Source organism: Flavobacterium magnesitis (assembly GCF_041729735.1).
GTDB lineage: Bacteria > Bacteroidota > Bacteroidia > Flavobacteriales > Flavobacteriaceae > Flavobacterium > Flavobacterium magnesitis.
Map to the genome: position 1 here is coordinate 22200 of NZ_JBCFQK010000007.1, position 21581 is coordinate 43780.

At 32.0% G+C, this 21581-nt stretch carries 22 protein-coding genes; 11 read left to right on the plus strand and 11 right to left on the minus strand.

What is annotated here, in order from left to right; translation table 11 throughout:
• A complete protein-coding gene (locus tag AAGV33_RS06610; RefSeq protein ID WP_373391176.1) occupies positions 1–621 on the minus strand; it encodes an alpha-ketoglutarate-dependent dioxygenase AlkB family protein in 621 nt (206 codons plus the stop codon).
• Between the two features lie 105 nt (positions 622–726).
• On the opposite strand from AAGV33_RS06610, the gene AAGV33_RS06615 reads away from it, so the two are divergent.
• Positions 727–1491, plus strand: coding sequence for an XRE family transcriptional regulator (locus AAGV33_RS06615; protein ID WP_373391177.1), 765 nt, complete (start codon positions 727–729; stop codon positions 1489–1491).
• 42 nt (positions 1492–1533) lie between these two features.
• On the opposite strand, the gene AAGV33_RS06620 is transcribed toward AAGV33_RS06615, so the two are convergent.
• A complete protein-coding gene (locus tag AAGV33_RS06620; protein WP_373391178.1) occupies positions 1534–1806 on the minus strand; it encodes a hypothetical protein in 273 nt (90 codons plus the stop codon).
• 199 nt (positions 1807–2005) lie between these two features.
• Positions 2006–2182 carry a DUF2798 domain-containing protein gene (locus tag AAGV33_RS06625; protein WP_373391179.1) on the minus strand — a complete coding sequence of 59 codons (177 nt, stop codon included), beginning with the start codon at positions 2180–2182 and terminating at the stop codon, positions 2006–2008.
• Between AAGV33_RS06625 and AAGV33_RS06630 the strand changes: the two genes are divergently transcribed.
• The 4 genes from AAGV33_RS06630 to AAGV33_RS06645 all read left to right on the plus strand — a co-directional run bounded on the left by AAGV33_RS06630 (position 2175) and on the right by AAGV33_RS06645 (position 9430).
• Positions 2175–2678, plus strand: a complete 504-nt coding sequence (locus AAGV33_RS06630; protein WP_373391180.1) for a cellulase family glycosylhydrolase — start codon at positions 2175–2177, stop codon at positions 2676–2678. The genes AAGV33_RS06625 and AAGV33_RS06630 overlap by 8 nt on opposite strands.
• Positions 2679–2751: 73 nt before the next feature.
• Positions 2752–4281 (plus strand): family 43 glycosylhydrolase, encoded by a 1530-nt coding sequence (locus AAGV33_RS06635; protein ID WP_373391181.1) that lies wholly within the window; start codon positions 2752–2754, stop codon positions 4279–4281.
• Between the two features lie 134 nt (positions 4282–4415).
• Positions 4416–5828 (plus strand): D-xylose transporter XylE, encoded by a 1413-nt coding sequence (xylE, locus tag AAGV33_RS06640; protein ID WP_373391283.1) that lies wholly within the window; start codon positions 4416–4418, stop codon positions 5826–5828.
• Positions 5829–7372: 1544 nt separating this feature from the next.
• Positions 7373–9430, plus strand: a complete 2058-nt coding sequence (locus AAGV33_RS06645; protein ID WP_373391182.1) for a glycoside hydrolase family protein — start codon at positions 7373–7375, stop codon at positions 9428–9430.
• A gap of 492 nt (positions 9431–9922) precedes the next feature.
• Here the strand turns inward: AAGV33_RS06645 and AAGV33_RS06650 are convergent, their stop codons facing one another.
• The 3 genes from AAGV33_RS06650 to AAGV33_RS06660 all read right to left on the minus strand — a co-directional run bounded on the left by AAGV33_RS06650 (position 9923) and on the right by AAGV33_RS06660 (position 11792).
• A complete protein-coding gene (locus tag AAGV33_RS06650) occupies positions 9923–10432 on the minus strand; it encodes a porin family protein (RefSeq protein WP_373391183.1) in 510 nt (169 codons plus the stop codon).
• Between the two features lie 79 nt (positions 10433–10511).
• Positions 10512–10988 (minus strand): hypothetical protein, encoded by a 477-nt coding sequence (locus AAGV33_RS06655; protein WP_373391184.1) that lies wholly within the window; start codon positions 10986–10988, stop codon positions 10512–10514.
• A gap of 180 nt (positions 10989–11168) precedes the next feature.
• Positions 11169–11792: a porin family protein gene (locus AAGV33_RS06660; RefSeq protein WP_373391185.1), complete on the minus strand. Its 624-nt coding sequence runs from the start codon at positions 11790–11792 to the stop codon at positions 11169–11171.
• Between the two features lie 244 nt (positions 11793–12036).
• Here AAGV33_RS06660 and AAGV33_RS06665 point away from each other — a divergent pair, with 244 nt between their 5' ends.
• Together AAGV33_RS06665 and aroQ are read left to right on the plus strand one after the other, a co-directional pair.
• Positions 12037–12591 (plus strand): porin family protein, encoded by a 555-nt coding sequence (locus AAGV33_RS06665; protein WP_373391186.1) that lies wholly within the window; start codon positions 12037–12039, stop codon positions 12589–12591.
• 82 nt (positions 12592–12673) lie between these two features.
• On the plus strand, positions 12674–13087 hold the full coding sequence (aroQ, locus tag AAGV33_RS06670; protein WP_373391187.1) for a type II 3-dehydroquinate dehydratase: 414 nt from the start codon (positions 12674–12676) through the stop codon (positions 13085–13087).
• A gap of 73 nt (positions 13088–13160) precedes the next feature.
• Here aroQ and AAGV33_RS06675 read toward each other — a convergent pair whose 3' ends face one another.
• The 4 genes from AAGV33_RS06675 to AAGV33_RS06690 form a co-directional block, all read right to left on the minus strand.
• Positions 13161–14033, minus strand: coding sequence for a cation diffusion facilitator family transporter (locus tag AAGV33_RS06675; RefSeq protein WP_373391188.1), 873 nt, complete (start codon positions 14031–14033; stop codon positions 13161–13163).
• An 8-nt stretch (positions 14034–14041) separates the two neighbouring features.
• Positions 14042–15358, minus strand: a complete 1317-nt coding sequence (murA, locus tag AAGV33_RS06680; protein WP_373391189.1) for a UDP-N-acetylglucosamine 1-carboxyvinyltransferase — start codon at positions 15356–15358, stop codon at positions 14042–14044.
• A gap of 102 nt (positions 15359–15460) precedes the next feature.
• A complete protein-coding gene (locus tag AAGV33_RS06685; RefSeq protein WP_373391190.1) occupies positions 15461–16189 on the minus strand; it encodes a DUF4290 domain-containing protein in 729 nt (242 codons plus the stop codon).
• A gap of 66 nt (positions 16190–16255) precedes the next feature.
• A complete protein-coding gene (locus AAGV33_RS06690; RefSeq protein ID WP_373391191.1) occupies positions 16256–16540 on the minus strand; it encodes a DUF493 family protein in 285 nt (94 codons plus the stop codon).
• A 206-nt stretch (positions 16541–16746) separates the two neighbouring features.
• Between AAGV33_RS06690 and AAGV33_RS06695 the strand changes: the two genes are divergently transcribed.
• The 4 genes from AAGV33_RS06695 (at position 16747) to AAGV33_RS06710 (ending at position 20726) form a co-directional block, all read left to right on the plus strand.
• Positions 16747–18642 carry a RecQ family ATP-dependent DNA helicase gene (locus AAGV33_RS06695; RefSeq protein ID WP_373391192.1) on the plus strand — a complete coding sequence of 632 codons (1896 nt, stop codon included), beginning with the start codon at positions 16747–16749 and terminating at the stop codon, positions 18640–18642.
• On the plus strand, positions 18642–19589 hold the full coding sequence (gene fmt, locus AAGV33_RS06700; protein ID WP_373391193.1) for a methionyl-tRNA formyltransferase: 948 nt from the start codon (positions 18642–18644) through the stop codon (positions 19587–19589). The genes AAGV33_RS06695 and fmt overlap by 1 nt, the downstream gene beginning before the upstream one ends.
• 180 nt (positions 19590–19769) lie before the next feature.
• The gene (locus AAGV33_RS06705; RefSeq protein ID WP_108740556.1) at positions 19770–20042 is read left to right on the plus strand and encodes an HU family DNA-binding protein; all 273 of its coding nucleotides are present in this window, start codon (positions 19770–19772) and stop codon (positions 20040–20042) included.
• A gap of 123 nt (positions 20043–20165) precedes the next feature.
• Complete coding sequence (locus AAGV33_RS06710) at positions 20166–20726, plus strand: YqgE/AlgH family protein (protein WP_373391194.1); 561 nt, start codon at positions 20166–20168, stop codon at positions 20724–20726.
• On the opposite strand, the gene AAGV33_RS06715 is transcribed toward AAGV33_RS06710, so the two are convergent.
• Positions 20723–21562, minus strand: a complete 840-nt coding sequence (locus tag AAGV33_RS06715; protein ID WP_373391195.1) for an aminotransferase class IV — start codon at positions 21560–21562, stop codon at positions 20723–20725. The genes AAGV33_RS06710 and AAGV33_RS06715 overlap by 4 nt on opposite strands.
• Positions 21563–21581: the final 19 nt, after the last annotated feature.

Consider the following 21581-nt stretch of genomic DNA (forward strand, 5'->3'; position numbering starts at 1 on the left):
TCACATTTTCTGTTTCACTCTTCTGAAAGTGAGATTAATTCTTGGTAATACTTCTCTGGACGTTTTGGGAACCTGATGTTGCCAAAAACTATTTGTAGTTCCAGCCATAAGCAGAAAAGATCCGTGATGTAGTGGAATTTCAACAGGAGCAATATCTTTTCTAAATTTATGACGTAGTTTAAACATTCTTGTTTCTCCAAAAGTTACCGATGCAATGACAGGATTTGGTCCCGAATTCCCTTCCTGATCGCTATGCCACGCAACGCTGTCATTCCCATTTCTATATAAATTAAGTAGCGCACTATTAAAATTAAGGGCTGTTTCGTTTTCTACTTTTTTTCTAATTTTTAAAAGTTCAGGTGACCAATCAGAAATATTTTGATTAATATTTTCTTTGTCTTCATACCAAGCGATCATTCGTGGGGCTTTGACCGTTTTATCAAATATTTCCATTTCATATTCTCTCCATTTTGTTTGATGAAGTAGTAACTCATAATAATGATCTGATTCTTCTTTCGAAAAGAAATTATCAATCAAAATCAGTTCGGTATCGGGCAAATCATAGATGATTTTGCCACGCATGCCTGAGAAAAATAGTTCGGTATCATTAAAAAGCATCATTATAAGGGGATAAAATAGATTTATTAATTTTTGTTGGGTATAAAATTAGTGCAATTTGTAACAAAAATAATTATATTTGCTGTTACAAATTGTAACAATATTGCTATGTCTTTATTTTCAGATAATATTAGAGCTCTTAGGAGAAAAGATAAAATTTCTCAGGAAAAATTGGCTGAGAGTTTACAAATTACAAGAGGTAGATATGTCAAGTATGAAGATGGAACTTCAGAACCTCCATATAATATTTTAAAGAACATAGCCCATTATTTTCATATCAGTATCGATTTACTACTTTCAGTAGATGTTCGTAAAATTAATATCCAGGATTTATTAAAACTGGAAAATAACCGACTGGTTTTGCCCATACAAGTAGATCCAGCAGGAGAAAACTTCATAGAAGTGGTTACGCAAAAAGCAAAAGCAGGTTATTTAAATGGTTATGCTGATCCTGAATATATCGAAAATTTACAGCAAATTTCGCTTCCTTTTTTAGGCTCAGGAAAACATCGCGGATTTCCCATTGAAGGTGATTCTATGCCGCCGCATGAAGATGGAAGTATCATAATAGGACGTTATGTAGAAAATTTAGGAGAGGTGCAGGACGGCAAAACCTATATATTGATTACCAAAAGTGAAGGCGTGGTATACAAACGCTTGAATAAAAACAAAAAAAATGCTTTGGTTTTAGAATCTGATAATAATTTTTATCCAAATTATGAAGTTAAAGTATCTGACATTTTAGAAATTTGGGAATATGAATGCAACATTGGAAGAAGCGATAAAAAATATGAAGCCAATGACACCGAAAGCATGAAGTCCATGTTTTTAGAATTGAAAAAAGACATCAATGCTATTAAAAATAGAACCTAGTATAGTTTCAATATTATTGACGTTAGAGTAAAAAAAAGACCGTTAATCAATTAACGGTCTTTTTTGTTCATCAGGATTGTTTTTGGACTGAAAGGGATCTTCCAGTGTTTGATTTATTTTTTCTGAGGATAATCCGCCTTTGTTTGAATCAGTAGCATAGAATTTATCCGTTTTTGTAATTAAATGTTCTTCGGCAGGCTGAGAAGCTGTGTTCACTTCGCTTTGTTTGTGGTTTTTATCTGAGCTAGCCTGACCTTCATTTATAATCGATTTTTGGTTATCTAGACTGCGATTTTTATTAGCATCTGTTTCCATGGTTTATTTTTTTAAGTTTATATAAACAAATCTATTATATAAAATAGCTACTATGATTACATAATATCTGTTTATAATTGTATAATTTTCAGGTTTCTTGTTTTCAAGATAAACGGTTATTGAAATTAATTGTACCTTATTGATAATCATTAGAAAACGTTTCCCATGTTGCAAGAAACACTATATATTATAGGTAATGTTACAGCTTTTTAGATTTATCTACCGGTGCTTCTATATCTTTTTTGTCGAATAACCAATCGACGAACTTCTGTATGCGTGGGGCAATTATTAAAATGGTAGGGATAACCACTACGTAAGCAAGACCCCACGACTTCGACCATATTTTTAAGAAATTGGGCTTAAACCCAATGTTCACAGATATTATGAATACCTTGCCTAAAGACAAGATAAAAGATCGTCTGATGGTGGAAATCCATTATTATACGCCTTTTCAATTTTGTTTATTGAAGAAAGATGCTGAGTGGGGTAAGATGTTTTACTACTGGGGAAAGGATTTTCATTCCAAAACCGATGTGGAGCGTAATTCCTCTTGGGGAGAGGAAGAACTTGTGGATTCCCTTTTTAATGGTTTAAAAACAAAGTTTGTTGACAAAGGAATACCAGTAATATTAGGTGAATTTGGGGCTTATCGTCGTAAAATTGATAATCCCGAAAACCAGGATCTCAATAATAAATCAGTAGAACATTTTAATAAGTATGTTGTAAAGAGTGCCATGAGTAATGGAATAATACCTTATTACTGGGATACCCCAAATAATTTATTCAATCGTAATACAGGAGAAATGTTAGATAAAGGGGTTCTTAAAGCTTTGATGGAAGGAGCTAAAGAGTCTGAGGTAAAGTCTAATTAAAAAACAAAAAATTAGTAAACACCATTACGTAAAATTTTGGTTTCAAACCAACAATCATTTATAAATAACTATAATGAACAATATTAAAGTTTTTATTACCCTACTATTTTTTCACTTAGCATTTATTTCGAATGCCCAGTATCAAACAACAGCAAACGAAAAAGGAAGTGGATATTACACCAATCCTATTTTTGCAGGAGATTATCCGGATCCCAGTATTTTGAGAGATGGAGATAATTATTATGTGGTGCATTCCTCTTTTGAATATTATCCAGGTCTATTGATTTGGCATTCCAAAGATTTGATTAACTGGACTCCTGTAACAACTGCTTTAAATAAAAGTATTGGTTCTGTATGGGCACCAGATTTAGTGAAGTGCAACAATAAATACTACATCTATTTTCCCGCCAATGATAAAATATATGTTGTAGTGGCAGACTCAATTGAGGGGCCATGGAGTGATCCTGTTGATTTGAATATTAAAAATATAGATCCTGGACATGTTGTTGATGAAAAGGGAAAGCGATATTTATATTCTGCCAATGGTGGATTTGTACCCTTGTCTGATGATGGGCTTTCGGTTATTGGCGAAACAAAACATGTATATGATGGATGGCCAATTCCTAGGGAATGGTCTATAGAATGTTTCTGTATGGAAGGACCAAAACTGGTAAAAAGAGGGGAGTATTATTATCTCACAGTTGCTGAAGGAGGAACAGCTGGTCCTGCTACCGGACACATGATCATATCTGCAAGATCAAAATCGCCTTTGGGACCTTGGGAGAACTCACCTCATAACCCCATTATAAGAGCTGAAGATAGTAATGAGCGGTGGTTGTCCAAAGGACATGGGACACCTTTTGAAGATGCAAAAGGGAATTGGTGGATGTTGTTTCATGCTTATGAAAAAGGTTTTTATAACATGGGACGCCAAACCTTACTTTTGCCTTTAGAGTGGACTAAAGACGGTTGGTATAAAATACCTGATGGGATTAGTGATGAAAAACCTATCAAAAGACCTAAATTAGGTGTAACTTCAAAAGAAAGTACCGCAAGCTTCATTGATAATTTTGCGGGCAGTACATTAAATTCAAAATGGAGTTTTTTTACAGAATACAACCAAGAAAGATTTAAAGTTAAGGATAATGGTATTGCAATTAAAGGAAAAGGAAATGGAATAGGTAATTGTTCCCCACTACTTTATAACCCAACCAATCATGCCTATACGGCAGAGGTAGAAATGTTAATAGAGGGAAATGCTACCGGAGGCTTGGTTCTTATCTATAACAACGTAGCGTATTCAGGCATCCTTGCTGATGGTAAAGATATATTAGCAAACATTCATGGGTGGCAATTTGCAACAGAAAAGAATGTTACCAAAGAGCGCGTGTTTCTTAAGATAAAGAGTATCAATAATACGGTTGATATGTATTACAGTATTGATGGAAAGAATTGGGTTAAAATCGAGAACTCATTAGAAGTTTCTGGTTTTCATCATAATGCCTTTAGCGGATTTTTGGGACTTCGTATCGGTCTTTGCTCTATGGGAGAGGGTACAGTAATATTTAAAAATTTCAAATATTCGCCAATTATAAATCCTTAATCATTGTGATAGAATATAATTAATAAGTTTAAAGGACATATATATAAATACCTCGCGAAAAGAAGAGTTACCACTAAAAAGTAGTAAACAAGAATTATTTAAAAACACTATTAACTAAATATATAATAAAAATGATGAAATCAAAAACACAGTATCTTATAAAACTCACTCTAGTAGCTACTTTAGGAGGTTTACTATTCGGATATGATACAGGAGTTATTTCTGGTACAGTAGGATCCCTTGATACTTTTTTTGTGACACCAAAGGGGTTGTCAGAAACAGCAGCAAATGCTTTTAAAGGATTTTTAGTATCAAGCGCATTAATTGGTTGTGTAATTGGAGGAATTTTCAGTGGTCTAATAAGTAAAAACTTAGGCAGAAAAAAAGGACTTATTCTAGCAGCCATATTATTTTTAATATCGGCTTTAGGCTCAGCAATGCCAGAAATGTTTATCAAACCAATAGGCGAATTAGATCATACATTTTCTACTATATTTATTATTTATAGAATAATTGGGGGTATAGGTGTAGGTTTAGCTTCTATGCTATCACCTTTGTATATAGCAGAAATTGCACCAGCCAATATTAGAGGTAAATTGGTTTCTTTTAATCAGTTAGCAATTGTTGGAGGTTTTATGGTCGTTTATTTTGTAAACTATTTTATATCAAGAGGAGGAGGTTCAGATGTGTGGTTAAATGCTGTTGGCTGGAGATGGATGTTTGCTTCAGAAGTAATTCCTGCAGGGCTATTTTTTGTTTTACTTTTTTTTGTGCCCGATACACCTCGTTCTTTAATGCTTAAAAATAAACCAGAACAAGCTTTAGAAGTATTAATAAAGATTAATGGTGAAGAAGAAGGAAATAGAATTTTATCAGAAATTAAGGGGTCAGTAATTCAAACCTCAGGTAAGTTATTGTCTTTTGGGTGGTTGATTATTATCATTGGAATTGCACTTTCTGTTTTTCAACAATTTGTAGGAATCAATGTTGTATTGTATTATGCACCAGAAATATTCAAAAAAATAGATCCAAACACAGATGGTGCTTTATTATTGACAATCATCGTTGGTATTGTAAACTTCCTTTTTACAATAATTGCAGTTAAGAGTGTAGATAAATATGGTAGAAAACCATTAATGATTATCGGAGCTTTAGGAATGTCAGTTGCAATGATTGCTTTAGGTTTTGTATTCTTCTCTGGAGCTACTGGATATTTAGCATTAGGTTGTATGATGCTTTATGTGGGGAGTTTTGCGATGAGTTGGGGACCAGTTGTTTGGGTATTACTTTCTGAAATATTCCCAAATAAAATTAGAGGCAAAGCCATGGCTGTAGCAGTAGCAGCTCAATGGATTTCAAATTATTTGGTATCCTTAACTTTTCCTATGATGGATGATAATTCCTATTTAACAGAACAATTTAATCATGGGTTTGCCTATTGGATTTATGGACTAATGTCTTTATTAGCGATGTTCTTTGTGTGGAAATATGTGCCAGAAACTAAAGGTAAAACTTTAGAGGAAATGGAGAAAATTTGGGAAAAATAAGAGTCTGTTTAAAATTCATCAAAATTAATTTCCTCAAACTTTAAAGGAGTAATTTTGATGAATTTTTATGAAATTTTCTACTCTTTAGTGTAATGTCATTAAGTTAAGCCGTTTTAGCCGTCACTTCGAGTGATTTTATACATTAATGCGATAGCTTTAATGTATAAAATTGTATCGAGAAACCTTAAAGACACAAGGGGGCTCGATACTTCGTAATAATTTTCTATCGCAAATTATTACTAAACTCGAACTGACGAATCCTTAACTTAATGACTATTTGTTTCTTTTTTTCTCACACTAGAACCTAAATTCTTTAGAATCGAAGCCTGCATCAGCATTTAAAAAAGTCCTTCAACAGAAATATTTGCTTGTTCCAAAGTTCCAGTTACTACTTCAAACTGTACTCTATATTATAAAGATCGTTATGATTACCAGCTACAAGTTGGGTAGGTTTTAATTATTTAGCATTTATCGTAATTGCTCTAAAAATAATAATAAAATAAAAGTTTAAATCACCTTCTAAATTTAAACAGGCTTTATTTTTTTAATGTATATTTTTATCAATCTAAATAGGATTCTATGATTTCTTTCAAGAAATAAATAGTAGCGTATTCTGTTACACCAAGACGCTCTATAGTAGGTGAAGAATCCATCAATTGACTAATTTTTTCATCTATCTTCTGGAGACCAAGTCATTTACACGCTTTTCAATAGGTAGATTGGGGTTTTTAAAAGAGAGGTCTTGTTGTGTAAAAGTGGTTATGGTTATTAGGTTTATAAAAACACTACATAGTTTTTTTTCATTTGATTTTTTAGAAATTAATAATTCAGGTTACTTTTCGGAATTTTATCTATGTAAATTCTTACTTTTTTATTACAACTGAAATATAATTAGTTGTTCAAGTCACTTTATATTGGTGTAAATTACTATTTGAAGCTTGATATTTTATTTTTTGGTGTCTTGTAAATGGGGACTGAATGCTATTTAAATTGACATTTAGCTAGGAAGAGTTCTTGTTTTAGGTTTAGATAGGGTTTTGAGAATTGCCCTAAAAAAATAAATTTTGAAAAGAACTATTATTATTACTTTTTATCTGATTTTCAAATTTTGATTTGTGTATCTTTTTATCTGAAATGGAATTAAATATTTTATATGTAAATTTAATTAATTTTTTTTAAATATAAAATAAAAAAAAATAACACAATCGGTTGTTTTTTTATCTTTTTGTTTATTTTTGTTCATGAATCTTATATGTGAAGATTGTTAGAATTTTGAAAATGTTTAAGCCAATATTCTGTTTTGGGTTGGAGATGAGGTATTTTAAAAAAAGAAAAATCTAAAAGAAAAAAGATATTTTATCTGCTAGAAAAAAAAGCATAGGAATTGCTTAAAAAAATTAAAACTCAATAGTGGATATATTGCTAAGAGTTATTATATAACAACAAACCAAGAACATAAATAACAATCTTTCAAGAAAAAGAAAAGTACGATAAATAAATACAAAAAAATGCTAATGAAAAAAACAAGTACAATTTTAGTATGCATGTGGGGATTATTCCTCTGTGGAATCAAGGTTGAGGGGCAAAATAATCTGAATTCAAATAACAAATCAAATAAAAAATTTGTTCATCAGTCAATAGGAAATCCTTATCTTCCACTATGGGAACATTTGCCTGATGGAGAACCAAGAGTTTTTGAAGATCCTGACAACCCTGGAAAATACCGCGCCTATATTATTGGATCACATGATTTACGCATGACAAGTTATTGTGGACCCGACATAAGAATCTGGTCAGCTCCTGTGGAAAACCTTGCCAGCTGGCGTGATGAAGGACCTGCTTTTACTTATGAAGTAGATGGGAAATGGGATGTAATGTATGCACCTGACCTTGTTGAGATAAAAAGAAAGGATGGGAAAAAAGAATATTATCTGTACCCGCACAGCCGTGGTCAAAATAGGGAAGCAATGGTAGCTAAAGGTAACCGTCCAGACGGACCTTTTACCCCTGTGAACTTAACTGCCGACGGAAAGCGTACTGTATCTGGTAGTATCTTAGGTTTTGATCCAGCTATTTATGTTGAATATATTACTGATCCAAAAGATCCTGACTACGAAATTGGATTCAGAGCTTATGGGTATTGGGGATTCCAAAGGTCATCAGCAGCAGAATTAGATCAAAGTACCATGTATTCACTTAGACCAGGAACCAAAATTATTGAGCGTTTTTTACCTGCTAGTTCCAGATATGGAGTAACAAGAGATCCACAAGGTACTGAATTTCCTAAAATTTATCCAGGTGAAGATTTAGGAACCTTCAATTTTTTTGAAGCTTCTTCTATTCGTAAAGTTGGGAATAAATATGTATCAATTTACAGTGGTTATTCAGGACCAGAATATGGAGTAAGTAGTTCAAATTCTACCTTACGTTATGTTATAGGTGATTCACCATTGGGACCTTGGAAAAGTGGAGGTGTTTTAGTTGATTCTCGTGCTCCAGTATTAAATCAAGACGGAACTGCAATTGAAACAACCAATGCTGGTCATAATACACATGGAAGTATACAAGAGATTAATGGACAATGGTATGTGTTTTATCATAGACCTCCTAGAGGATTTGGTTTTGCACGTCAAGCAATGGTAGCACCAGTTAAGGTTACATGGGATGATAAACCGGTATCAGAAGGCGGTACTGTTTCAATTACAGGATATGATCCATATAGCCCAAATAAAACCTGGGCAGCAAAAGATAGTCAGGGAAAACAATACAAAGGAGCAGAAGTAACTTCGGAAGGTTTTCATATTTATGGACTTGATCCATATCAATATTATTCTGCAGGTTATGCTAGTTATCTTTCTGATAATAGTATCCAGCAAGACTCATGGGATATTTGGGATAACCATATGCCAATTACTAAAGTTAAAAATGGGCATATCATAGGATATAAATATTTTGGTTTTGGTGGACTTAAAAATGATAAAGATGGTTTAAAAGCTTTCAGCGGAACTAAAAAGGGGAATAATACCAAATTTAATCTGTTTCTAACTCCAAAAACTCTAAAATCATTTAAAGTCAATGTATGGTTAGATGGACCTTGGGATAATGCAACATGGAAAGGAAAAAAAATAGCAGAGATTATAGTTCCTGAGAATTCTAAAGAAGAGATCACAAATTTTACCGTAGACGTTTCAAAATTTGTTGACCATTTAGATAAAAAACATGCTATTTTCTTAGTTGCTGAAGGTAGTGGATCAGAACAGCTTTTCGATTTAGTAGGTCTAGGCTTCAGTTCAAAAGAAAAGAAAATTTCTCGCCCAACTGTTCCGATAGTAAGGATTGAAGTTAACGGAAAGGCATTAGAATTGTCTCCTATTCCTGTAAGGTCAACAGATCAAAATGGAATAGTAGGGTACGATATTTATCAGACGACTTATAAAATTCCAGCCGGTACAAATGAAGTACCTATAGTATCAGCTTCTACTAATAATCCTAATGTAAAGGTTACTATTGAGCAAGCAGTTTCTTTAACTGGAAATACAGTAGTAAAGTTTGATTATAATGGCTTAGTGAAAACATATAATGTACAGTTCGCTTCAGAATAAATATCCCCTTTTAAACAATTGATGATTAAGGGGCATAGAGTGAGATTAAAACGCTAACTAAAAGTAGTGAAATCTTATTTAAAGATTTCACTACTTTTTTTTATTAATCCTTAGTTTATTTTAATCAAACGGGCATGCTTATTCTATATTGGTAATATTTTTGATTTATCAGTTAAACTAATTTTTCAATTTGGTAAGCGCATCTTCTCTCATGGTGTCAATAATTTTAATCAGTTTTGGTATTAATTCGACATGGGTTCTGCATTTGATGCAATATTAATACTTTGTAGCTTCTGTTGTTGTGAGTTGTTCTTGTTTTATTTCTTGATCAATTTGTAATTTGAAAAATATCGAATAGTCTTATTAAGTTTGTTTTAAATATTTGAAAATTTCTTCCATAAAGATGTTTTGTGTATCGTTATTTCTGGACAGGAAATGTTAAGTATAAAAAAAAACTCTCAATTGAGAGGTCTTAAAATTTTCAGCATCTTATTAGAACTTGTAACTAAGTCCAAAAAAGAAACCACTAAGCTTTGTACAAAAATCACTATTTCCTCCTTCAACCAAATTAGTTAATCCTAAATTATACTTTCCATCCAATGAAAAATCTTCATTCAAATCAAAAGATAATCCTAGATCTAAACCAAAGTTGAAACTTTTAGTTCCCTCGCCGGCATCTAGCAGAAATCCAAAATCGGGGCCAGCTAACAAACTTAAATCTTCTACGATAGGAAACTTTGCCAGCACAGGAATTTGAATCTGATCTATATCTTTAATCGAAACATACAATAGCTCTGGTTGAATATGAAACTTATCCGAAACCGTAATATCAACAAATCCACCTGCATAAAAACCTGTTTCTGATTCACTATAAGAATTGCCATCAAATTTCCCATGCAATGATGCAAAATCTGCTCCTGCTTTTAATCCAAATTTAGTTTCCTGAGCACTAACATATCCAAATGCCAAAATAGCAATTATCGATAAAGTAATTTTTTTCATATTTATTTTTTTTTATCAATTATATTTCAAAGCAAAACCTCTCCTTTCCAGAAGAGGTTTTATTAAAAAATGTTTTTATTTACAATTTGAAATTAACACCTAAATTAACAGAAGAAAATGTTCCTCCACCATCAATTGAGATTCCTTTATAAGCAACATATACACCTGCTTTATCCATTTGGTAACCAAATTTTGGTTGGTATAAAAATCCACCGTCATTTCCTGATGGATTAACGCCTATACCATATCCTAAATCAGCACCAATGAACCAATTATTAGTTAAAGTAAATTGAGCAGTAGCTGCTACTGGGATAAAACCAGCTGCATCTACACCATCTTTACCTAAATAAGCAGTATAACCAGTAGTTATACCCGCATCTAAACCCTCTGCTACACTCCAGGTATAAGCCAAATCAGCTCCTAAGTTCACAGAACTAAAATCTTTAATATCACCTGTAGGCAAACCTACATGAGCTCCAAGTTTGAAAGCTCCACTTTGCGCATTTGCAAATCCAAATGCAAAAATTGCCGCTGCTGTTAAAATGATTTTTTTCATAGTGTAAATTATTAAATTAGTAATTTATTGATGTAAAATTATCAAAATACTAAAAATAAAAAACTTATCCTACTAAAAACTTATCAACAATGCTATTAACATCAATTTAACAAGAATCATTTAAGCATAAAAAAAGACTACTCTTTCGAATAGTCTTTTTAATAATATTATAGAAATTGATTAGAATTTATATCCTAATCCTAAAGAAAACACACTATTATTAACCTTTGAAGAATCACCTTCCTCATTTTTATTAATATTAGATAAACCTAAATTATATCTAATTCCAAGAACAAAATGTTGATCTAAATCATAAGCTGCACCAAAATTTACTCCAAAATCAACTGTATTAAAAATTTCTTTAATATCATTTTTAATTTCTTGACTATTTCCCTCAATTTGTACCACGGATTTAGCAGAAACTAGAAAACCAACTTGTGGACCTACTTCTAGATTGAATTTTTCAGCTACATTTAATTTCAACATTACTGGAACATATATATAAGACATGTTAAAGTTAACATCTCCAGTAAATTCATTCCCATCTAAATCTATTGTAAAATTATCAACCTTAGTCCCTACTAATGAATACAAAACTTCTGGTTGTAACGAAACTTTTTCTGATAATTTTACATCTGCAAACATCCCACCATTAAATCCAGGTTTGTATTTCAAATTAACTCCCTCTGTATCTCCTGACCAGCTCGACAAATTCAAACCTCCTTTAATACCAAACTTAACTTCTTGAGCATTAGTGATTCCAAATGCAAATACTGCCAAAGCAGATAAAATAACTTTTTTCATTTTTGATATTTGTTAAAATTCGAATGCAAAAATAAGACATTTACTACTATAGTTGCAAATTTATTGTTAAAAATAAAAATGAATTAATTTAAACCCATTTCTCTTTTAATTTTAATTTAGAAGAAAATAATGTTGTCTTTATGAAAAATATGAAACAATAATAAATAATTATATAATAATTTTACTTCTGTATAGTTATATATTGCACGCTCAAATCTATAAATAAATATTAAAAGGAAATTTTATGAAAAAAACAATTTTAGTGGCAATTATGCTTTTTAGCATAACCACAGTATTACAAGCACAGTCTATTCGTTTTGGGGTTAAAGGTGGGGTGAATTTCGCCAATCAAAATGGAGATGATGTTCCAGCTTTTACTGATAAAGAATCAATTACAAGCTATCATGCTGGTTTAGTATCTGAAATTAAATTATTTGATCGTTTTGCTATCCAGCCTGAGCTTTTGTATTCTACTCAAGGAGCAACTTATAAAAATGCAGTAGAAGAATTTAAAAACGAATTAGGTTACTTATCTGTTCCTGTATTAGCAAAAATTTATTTAAGCGAAAGTTTAAGCTTAGAATTGGGTCCACAAGCTTCTTTTTTATTGAACGATAGAAAAAATGTTGATTTTGGAGATGCTGAAACCTTCGAGTTTGGAGTAGTTGGTGGTTTAGGTCTTAATATCACGAAAAACTTATTTATTCAGGCAAGATATGGTCTTGGATTAACTGAAGCTTCTAAAGAGGCTGATATTAAAAACTCGACTATTCAATTGTCAGCTGGTATCATGTTCTAAAAAAAACTTAGAAAATACAATAAAAACCGTCTCGTTATTTTTTTAACGAGACGGTTTTTTTATTTTTACAAAAAGATATAAAATGAAAATTAGCATTATAAACGGTCCAAACCTGAATTTATTAGGAAAACGTGAACCTGAAATTTACGGAAGTTTAACTTTCGAAGAATATTTTGAAGAACTTCAAAAGAAATTCCCTTCCATTGAATTCAATTACTATCAAAGCAATATTGAAGGAGAATTAATTGATAAAATACAGGAATTTGGTTTTTCTTATGATGGAATTATCCTGAACGCTGGTGCTTACACACATACTTCTGTTGGAATTGGCGATGCGGTAAAAGGAATTACTACTCCAGTTGTGGAAGTACATATTTCGAATACTTTTTCAAGAGAAAGCTTCAGACATCAATCTTATATTTCAGGAAATGCTAAAGGAGTTGTTTTAGGTTTTGGTTTAAAAAGCTACGATTTAGCGATACAATCTTTTCTATAATAATTAGATTAATTACATAAAAAAACCAAGTCAAATGAATAGATTGACTCGGTTTTTTTATGTTTAGAATTAATTATTCATCATCAGGTTCTACATGAATCAACACATGTCCTAATTCTGGGATTTCTTTTCGCAAAGTATCTTTTAAAATATGAGCCAATTGATGCCCTTCTTTAACCGAAATTTTGGCGCTCACAATGGCGTGTAAATCTACATGATATTTCATCCCTGATTTTCTTATAAAACATTTTTCAGTATCAATAATTCCTTCAACTTTAGTTGCAACAATTCTAATATGCTCGATTAAATCATCATATAAATGTTCGTCCATGATTTCCCCAAGAGCAGGTCTAAAAATCAAATAACTATTATAAAATATAAAACAGGAAGCAAAAAGTGCTGCCCAATCATCAGCAGATTCATAGCCCTTTCCTAAAACTAAAGCAATTAAAATCCCAATAAATGCAGCAACTGATGTAATTGCATCGCTTCGATGATGCCAGGCATCTGCTTTTAAAGAAGAACTATTGGTTTCAATACTTCGTTTCATCACCAATTGAAAAGAATATTCTTTCCAAATAATTATAGCTCCTAAAACAAATAAGGTCCATGATTTAGGCAAATCATGAGGCGTTTGGATATTATTAATGCTTTCATAAGCAATAATGGTTGCCGATGTAATTAAAAAAACAACAACTAAAAAAGTAATTAATGGCTCTGCACGACCATGTCCATAAGGATGATTCTCATCGGCAGGTCTATTAGAATATTTGATTCCAAATAATACTAAAAACGAAGAAAAAATATCCGTAGTAGATTCAATTGCATCAGCAATTAAGGCATAAGAATTGCCAAAAAAACCTGCTAAGCCTTTTATAATGGCTAAGCAGGTATTTCCTATTATACTAAAGTAAGTTGCCGATATGGCTTGTTGTTCTTTACTCATGTGTTATTTTAGTCAACACGAACAATTTTAGCTCCAATAGCTCTTAATCGTTCGTCAATGCGTTCGTATCCACGATCAATTTGTTCTATATTTTGAATTGTACTAGTTCCTTTTGCAGAAAGCGCAGCAATCAATAAAGAGATTCCCGCACGAATATCTGGCGAAGACATAGTAGTTGCTTTTAAAATTGATTCGAAATTATGTCCCATAACCACTGCTCGGTGCGGATCACACAACATAATTTTTGCTCCCATATCAATTAGTTTATCAACGAAAAACAATCGGCTTTCAAACATTTTTTGGTGAATCAAAACATCTCCTTTTGCCTGAGTTGCCACAACTAAAACAATACTCAACAAGTCAGGAGTAAATCCTGGCCAAGGCGCATCTGCAATAGTTAAAATAGAACCGTCAATATCTGTTTTTACTTCATAACCGTCAACGTGAGCAGGAATATAAATATCATCACCACGCTTTTCGATTGTAATTCCAAGTTTTCTGAATGTATTTGGAATCAAACCTAAATTCTCCCAGCTTACATTTTTGATCGTAATTTCACTTTTTGTCATAGCCGCAAGACCAATCCAAGAACCGATTTCGATCATATCAGGAAGAATTCGGTGCTCGCAACCTCCTAATTCCTTAACTCCTTCAATAGTTAATAAGTTAGAACCAACGCCGGTAATTTTTGCACCCATAGAATTCAACATCTTACAAAGTTGTTGCAAATAGGGTTCGCAAGCAGCATTATAAACAGTTGTTGTTCCTTTTGCTAAAACAGCTGCCATAACAATATTAGCCGTTCCGGTTACAGAAGCTTCATCAAGCAACATATCTGTTCCTTTCAAACCTTCTTTTGGAGATTCTACTCCGTAAAAATGATCTTCTCTGTTGTATCTGAATTTTGCTCCAAGGTTAATAAAACCTTCAAAGTGTGTATCTAATCTTCTTCTACCAATTTTATCTCCACCTGGTTTTGGTATATATCCTTTTCCAAAACGAGCTAAAAGTGGTCCAACAATCATAATAGAACCTCTTAAAGCACCACCTTCTTTTTTGAAAGCCTCAGTTTCTAAATAACCTACATTAACATCATCAGCTTGGAAAGTAATAGAACCTGGCCCATTACGTTGAATTTTCACTCCTAGATTTCCTAAAAGCGTAATCAATTTATTAATATCAATAATATCGGGAATATTGTTGATTGTTACTTTTTCAGAAGTTAAAAGTACAGCACATAAAATCTGTAATGCTTCATTTTTTGCGCCTTGTGGAGTGATTTCTCCTTTTAAACGGATTCCTCCTTCAATTTTAAAAATTCCCATATTCTTTGTTTAGAGTTTCTGAGTTCCTGAGGTTCTAAGGTTTTAAGTTTTTTTGAGTTTAAAATCTCAATAACTTAGAAACTTAGCTGCTTAGCAACTTTTTTATTGATTTTTTTGATTGTTGTTTTTTTGAAAAGTTTTCTGCTTTCCTTGTCCTTTATTGTTTTTATTGCTTTGAATTTTAGGTTGTCCGGCAGGAGAAATCTTGTTAGATACTCTTTTGTTGGTACGCAATAAATCGGTTGTGTTAATTAGTTCTTCTGTGCTTTGGAGTAAGTTTAATTTACCATCTGATAATTCGTAAAGATGTTCAAAAATAACATCATCTTTTACGGTATCTTTATTCCAACTCAAATAGGATTTTTTCATGTGATTGGCAATTACTTTTACCAATGCACTTTTCATTTCACCTTCTTCCCATTTGTTTGCAACATCAATCATGTACTTGATATTGTTTCCATAATAACGGTATTTAGGGAAATTTTGAGGATAATTTAAAACATCTGGTCTCAACTGCAACACTTCTCTGGAAGGAATTGGATAAGGAGAGCTGACATTCAACTTAAAATCAGACATTATAAAAAGCTGATCCCATAATTTATGTTGAAAATCAGGCACATCTCTTAAATGCGGATTCAAACTTCCCATTACCTGAATGATATATTTAGCTGCTTTATTTCTAGATTCATCATCTTCAATAGCAGTAGCCTGGTCAATTAATTTTTGTAAATGACGTCCATATTCAGGAATAATCAAATGCGATCTTTCGGCATTATATTCTAAATGATGTACTACATCATTCGCATTTTCTTTTATATATTTCTGATTCATATTTGATTTGTTTGGAGCTTTAATAACAAAAAAACAGAGACTAAACAGCTCCTTTTTTTTCGAAAATTACAACGAAATAATTCCTTCTATAGTTGAAACTTCGATGTATTTATCAATAATTGCCTGAGGACTTTCCATTTGAACATCAATCGAAACACTAGTAAATTTTCCTGTTTTAGATTGAGTTGTTTTAATAACAGCTCCTAAACAATTAAAAGCCTGTTCTACTTGTTTTATTTTTTCGTTGTCTGTTGGCACAATAAATTTAAACAAATATATTGAAGGCCAAGTATTGCTTTTTTCTAATTCGCCTTTTAATCTATCGAAAAATTCCTCGGTTTTTTTATCCATTTGTATTTAAAAATAAAAGCAAATATACGTTTTCAATTCTAAAATAGGAACTCTGGAATATGAATTTTAGTAAAATCATCATTTTGATTCATCGCATTTTTCAAAATCTAAATTAGTTTGAGTAAGTTTGTTTTAAATGTGGCTTTTTTTTCGAAATAAAAAACAGCTATTCACATTAAAACAGCTATTAAATCTTTCTAAACTGCATGTCTGAAGCTTTACAAATTCTAAAAAAATACTGGGATCACGATAGTTTTAGATTGCCCCAAGAAGAAATTATCAATTCCGTTTTAAGCGGTCATGATACTTTTGCACTAATGCCCACTGGCGGCGGAAAATCAGTTTGTTTCCAAATTCCCGCTCTCATGCAAAAAGGAATTTGCTTGGTCATTTCTCCTTTAGTTGCTTTAATGAAAGATCAGGTTGCCAATTTACAAAAGCGGAACATTAAAGCTATCGCACTTACGGGCGGAATAAAATCAGACGAAATAATTGATTTATTGGATAATTGCCAATTTGGGAATTACAAATTTCTTTATTTATCACCCGAACGTTTACAGTCCGATTGGATTTTAGAACGAATCAAAACGCTTCCCATTAATTTAATTGCTATTGACGAAGCACATTGTGTTTCGCAATGGGGACATGATTTTCGTCCTGCTTATTTAAAAATTTCGAATTTAAAAAGTCATTTTCCTAAAACTCCTTTTCTGGCGCTAACAGCAACTGCAACACCAAAAGTCAAAGAAGATATTATAACCGAATTAGGTCTCGAAAACCCAAAATGTTTTGAAAAATCTTTCGAAAGAAAAAACATTGCCTACATGGTTTTTGAAATTGAGGACAAACTCTTTAGAATAAAACAAATTCTAAGTAAAAATCCGCAACCTTCTATTATATATGTACGAAACCGAAGATCGTGCATTGACACTGCGGCACAATTGAATTCCCTGGGATTCAAAGCAACTTTTTATCATGGCGGATTAGCCTTGAAAGACAAGAACAAAAATATGCAACTTTGGATGGACGAAGAAGTTCAGGTTATGGTTGCCACCAATGCTTTTGGGATGGGAATTGACAAAGCCAATGTAAAAACGGTTATCCACACACAATTACCAGAAAACTTAGAAAACTATTATCAAGAAGCCGGTCGGGCAGGAAGAAACGAAGAAAAAGCATTTGCTATTTTGCTGACAAGTGCTTCAGATATTGCTCAAACCGAAAATCAATTTATTTACATTTTACCAGATAGAAAATTCCTCAAAGAAGTTTTTATCAAAATGTGTAATTATTTCCAAATTGCCTATGGCGAAGGAATTAACGAACAATATTCTTTTAATTTAAATCAGTTTTGTTTGCGTTATAAATTCCCAGTTTTAAAAACGTATAATGCCATTCAGTTTTTAGACCGACAAGGAATTATTAGTTTATCGCAAGAATTCTCAGAAAAGATAAGCTTACAATTTATTATTCCTTCTAAGGAAGTGATTCGTTATACGAGTTTGAATCCTAACGATGAAGAAATTATTCTGGCTATTTTGCGTACCTATCCTGGAATTTATGACATTCAAACGAATTTCAATCTTTCGTTAATTGCAAAAAAATCAAAACATACTGAAGCAGAAGTATTGGTTGTTTTAGAAAAATTAAAAGAAAAAGGACTTATCGATTATCATTCGAAAAATAATGACACCACACTCATTTTTAATGAAATTCGCGAAGACGAAAGGACGATTAACCGAGTGGCTAAGTATCTTGAAAACCAAAACCAATTAAAAAAAGAACAATTTCAATCTGTTTTAGAATATATTAAAAAAGACAAAAGCTGTAAGAGTCAATTGCTTTTGGCTTATTTTGGTGAAACCAAAAGTGCTAAATGCGGCATTTGCTCTTATTGTATTACACAAAAAACGAAAAAAGAAAGCACTATTTCGCTTGCTGAAAAAATACTGGATTTATTAAAAACAACTGATTTAAGTTCGAGAGAAATTCAAATCGAGATTAATAATCCTTCAAACGATGTTATCTTTGCCCTTCAAGAATTATTAGAAAACGAATACATTCTAATAAAACCTAACAATAAATATAGCTTAAACAAATAATGGAAAAATTACGAATCGTATTTATGGGTACGCCCGACTTTGCAGTAGGAATTCTGGATAGCATTTTAAAAAATAACTACAAAATAGTAGGCGTCATAACCGCAGCAGATAAACCAGCCGGTCGCGGACAAAAAATTAAATATTCTGCCGTAAAAGAATACGCTTTAGAACACAATTTAAATTTACTACAGCCTACCAATTTAAAAGACGAATCTTTCCTTGCTGAATTAAAATCGCTTAACGCCAATTTACAAATTGTAGTTGCGTTTAGAATGTTGCCAAAAGTGGTTTGGGAAATGCCAAGTCTGGGCACATTTAATCTTCATGCTTCGCTTTTGCCAAATTATCGTGGAGCAGCGCCTATTAATTGGGCAATTATCAACGGAGAAACTAAAACAGGTGTGACTACTTTTTTTATTGATGACAAAATAGATACTGGTGCCATGATTTTAAGTTCAGAAACCGAAATTGATCCAAACGAAAACGCAGGGCAACTTCATGATCGTTTAATGGATTTAGGAAGCAATACGGTAATTGAAACTTTGGGCTTAATAGAAAAAGAACAAGTTAAAACAACTATTCAAACTGAAAATGCTGATATTAAAACCGCCTATAAACTCAACAAAGAGAATTGCAAAATTGATTGGAGCAAATCAGCATCAGAAATCAATAATCTCATCAGAGGTTTAAGTCCTTATCCTGCTTCTTGGTGTCTTTTTACCGATAAAGATCAAGAATGGAATGTTAAAATATACGAATCTAAAATAATATCAGAAACCCATCGTTATACTATTGGAACGATTGTTCGTTCTAAAAAAGAATTAAAAATTGCGGTAAAAGACGGTTTTATTCAAATACTAAATTTGCAATTTCCAGGCAAAAAGAAAATGACTACTGCCGAATTACTCAATGGAATTTCTTTTTCTGATGAAGCAAAAGCGCTATAAGCCCAACAAAAACGGGAAATTAAGCTAAAAAACGGCTAAAAAACACTATGTTATCAACAAAAAAATTAAGTTATCAACAAAATACTGTAAAATCAAAGAAAACACTTGCAGGGTCTGTATTTACTGCTAAATTTGTGTATTAACAATTTATTTTTAACCAACAATTAATAACTTTTTATTATGAACAAATCAGAATTAATCGATGCTATCGCTGCTGACGCAGGAATTACTAAAGCAGCTGCAAAATTAGCTTTAGAGTCATTTTTAGGAAATGTAGGTGACACTTTGAAAAAAGGTGGAAAAGTATCTTTAGTAGGTTTCGGATCTTGGTCTGTATCTGCAAGAGCAGCTAGAGACGGAAGAAATCCTCAAACTGGAAAAACAATTCAAATCGCAGCTAAAAATGTTGTAAAATTTAAAGCTGGAGCTGAATTAGAAGGTGCTGTAAACTAAGAATTTGTTTCAAAACCTATCAATATAAAAAACCCTCAATTGAGGGTTTTTTTATACTTTTTATCGAATATGTTTGGTTTTTTTTTTTTTTTTTTCTTAAATTTAATAAAAACTTGAAAAGTCATGATTTCAGAAACATTAATAAAAGGACAATTACTTATTGCTGAACCTTCAATAATTGGAGATTTATCATTTAATAGATCTGTGATTTTATTGGCTGACCATGACAAAGATGGATCAGTTGGTTTTATCATTAATAAACCGCTAAAATACACCATAAACGATTTAATTCCAGATATTGATTCTCGTTTAAAAATCTACAATGGTGGACCTGTAGAACAAGATAATCTTTACTTTATCCATAATGTTCCCAATTTAATTCCTAATAGTATTGAGATTTCTAACGGAATTTATTGGGGTGGAGATTTTGAATCTACTAAAGAACTTATCAATAGCGGAAAAATAAATAAAAACAACATTCGTTTCTTTCTGGGTTACACCGGATGGTCTGAAAGCCAATTGGAATCAGAAATGAATGCTAACTCCTGGATTATTACGTCTAATAATTACAAAAACAAAATTATCGGAAAATCTTCTACTCATTTTTGGAAAGAACAAATTATGGAATTAGGAGGTGATTATCTTATTTGGTCTAATGCTCCCGAAAATCCGTATTTGAATTAAGTAGAACTAACAATTTCATTCATTTTTGTAATCAATTGTTGGGCAATTTTTGACTGAAAAGTCTTTTTTCTATACTTTGTAATAGGCTGGATTCCTTTTATTACATTGGTAATAAACAATTCATCGGCTTTTTGAAGTTCAAAAGGAGAAATTACAGCTTCTTCAACTTCTAAATCTGCAATTGTTTTTGCTAATTTTAAAACTTGCTTGCGCATTACACCATTCAAACAACCTTCGGAAACTGGAGGTGTAATCAATTTATTTCCAATTACCATAAAAATATTCCCCTGAATGGCTTCTACAACATTTTTAGCATCATTCAGCAATAAACAGTTATCCAAAGCATTCTCATTGGCAAAAATACTTGCAGCTACATTCAAAATCCGATTTGTGGTCTTAATCGATGATAATAATTGTTTTGTAATGTAAAAATCTTTGTATAAATCTACTTCGTATTCTTTTTTATCAAAAGAATAAACAACCGACTCTAAAGCTGTAGCATGAACTAGAAAAGAAACGGTATTGTCTATTGGCAAATAATAGCCTCCATCGTTTCTAAAAACAGTGATACGAGCTCTTGCTGATTGTGAAATAGACAATTTATCGGTTAAAGAAAGTAATTGTTCTTCAAGATACTCCATTGTAAAATTCATAGGAATCTCCATCCGCACCACGCGCATTGAGGCCATTAACCTAAAATAATGATCCTCTAAATACAGTACTTTAGAATTTACAATTTTAACTGTTTCAAAAACCGCGTCTCCGTATAAAAAACCGCGATTTTGTGTTAATATATTTGAATCTTGAGTTACTAAAGTACCATTAAAATTAATCATAAAAAAAGCCCTGAATTTT

Coding starts and splice junctions, on each gene's coding strand:
- AAGV33_RS06705 (WP_108740556.1), top strand. CDS start 19,770: ATGAACAAATCAGAATTAATCGATGCTATCGCTGCTGACGCAGGAATT.
- AAGV33_RS06715 (WP_373391195.1), bottom strand. CDS start 21,562: ATGATTAATTTTAATGGTACTTTAGTAACTCAAGATTCAAATATATTA.
- aroQ (WP_373391187.1), top strand. CDS start 12,674: ATGAAAATTAGCATTATAAACGGTCCAAACCTGAATTTATTAGGAAAA.
- AAGV33_RS06610 (WP_373391176.1), bottom strand. CDS start 621: ATGATGCTTTTTAATGATACCGAACTATTTTTCTCAGGCATGCGTGGC.
- AAGV33_RS06645 (WP_373391182.1), top strand. CDS start 7,373: ATGTGGGGATTATTCCTCTGTGGAATCAAGGTTGAGGGGCAAAATAAT.
- AAGV33_RS06635 (WP_373391181.1), top strand. CDS start 2,752: ATGAACAATATTAAAGTTTTTATTACCCTACTATTTTTTCACTTAGCA.
- AAGV33_RS06660 (WP_373391185.1), bottom strand. CDS start 11,792: ATGAAAAAAGTTATTTTATCTGCTTTGGCAGTATTTGCATTTGGAATC.
- AAGV33_RS06675 (WP_373391188.1), bottom strand. CDS start 14,033: ATGAGTAAAGAACAACAAGCCATATCGGCAACTTACTTTAGTATAATA.
- AAGV33_RS06630 (WP_373391180.1), top strand. CDS start 2,175: ATGTTCACAGATATTATGAATACCTTGCCTAAAGACAAGATAAAAGAT.
- xylE (WP_373391283.1), top strand. CDS start 4,416: ATGAAATCAAAAACACAGTATCTTATAAAACTCACTCTAGTAGCTACT.
- AAGV33_RS06655 (WP_373391184.1), bottom strand. CDS start 10,988: ATGAAAAAAATCATTTTAACAGCAGCGGCAATTTTTGCATTTGGATTT.
- fmt (WP_373391193.1), top strand. CDS start 18,642: ATGGAAAAATTACGAATCGTATTTATGGGTACGCCCGACTTTGCAGTA.
- AAGV33_RS06710 (WP_373391194.1), top strand. CDS start 20,166: ATGATTTCAGAAACATTAATAAAAGGACAATTACTTATTGCTGAACCT.
- AAGV33_RS06685 (WP_373391190.1), bottom strand. CDS start 16,189: ATGAATCAGAAATATATAAAAGAAAATGCGAATGATGTAGTACATCAT.
- AAGV33_RS06695 (WP_373391192.1), top strand. CDS start 16,747: ATGTCTGAAGCTTTACAAATTCTAAAAAAATACTGGGATCACGATAGT.
- AAGV33_RS06650 (WP_373391183.1), bottom strand. CDS start 10,432: ATGAAAAAAATTACTTTATCGATAATTGCTATTTTGGCATTTGGATAT.
- murA (WP_373391189.1), bottom strand. CDS start 15,358: ATGGGAATTTTTAAAATTGAAGGAGGAATCCGTTTAAAAGGAGAAATC.
- AAGV33_RS06620 (WP_373391178.1), bottom strand. CDS start 1,806: ATGGAAACAGATGCTAATAAAAATCGCAGTCTAGATAACCAAAAATCG.
- AAGV33_RS06615 (WP_373391177.1), top strand. CDS start 727: ATGTCTTTATTTTCAGATAATATTAGAGCTCTTAGGAGAAAAGATAAA.
- AAGV33_RS06690 (WP_373391191.1), bottom strand. CDS start 16,540: ATGGATAAAAAAACCGAGGAATTTTTCGATAGATTAAAAGGCGAATTA.
- AAGV33_RS06665 (WP_373391186.1), top strand. CDS start 12,037: ATGAAAAAAACAATTTTAGTGGCAATTATGCTTTTTAGCATAACCACA.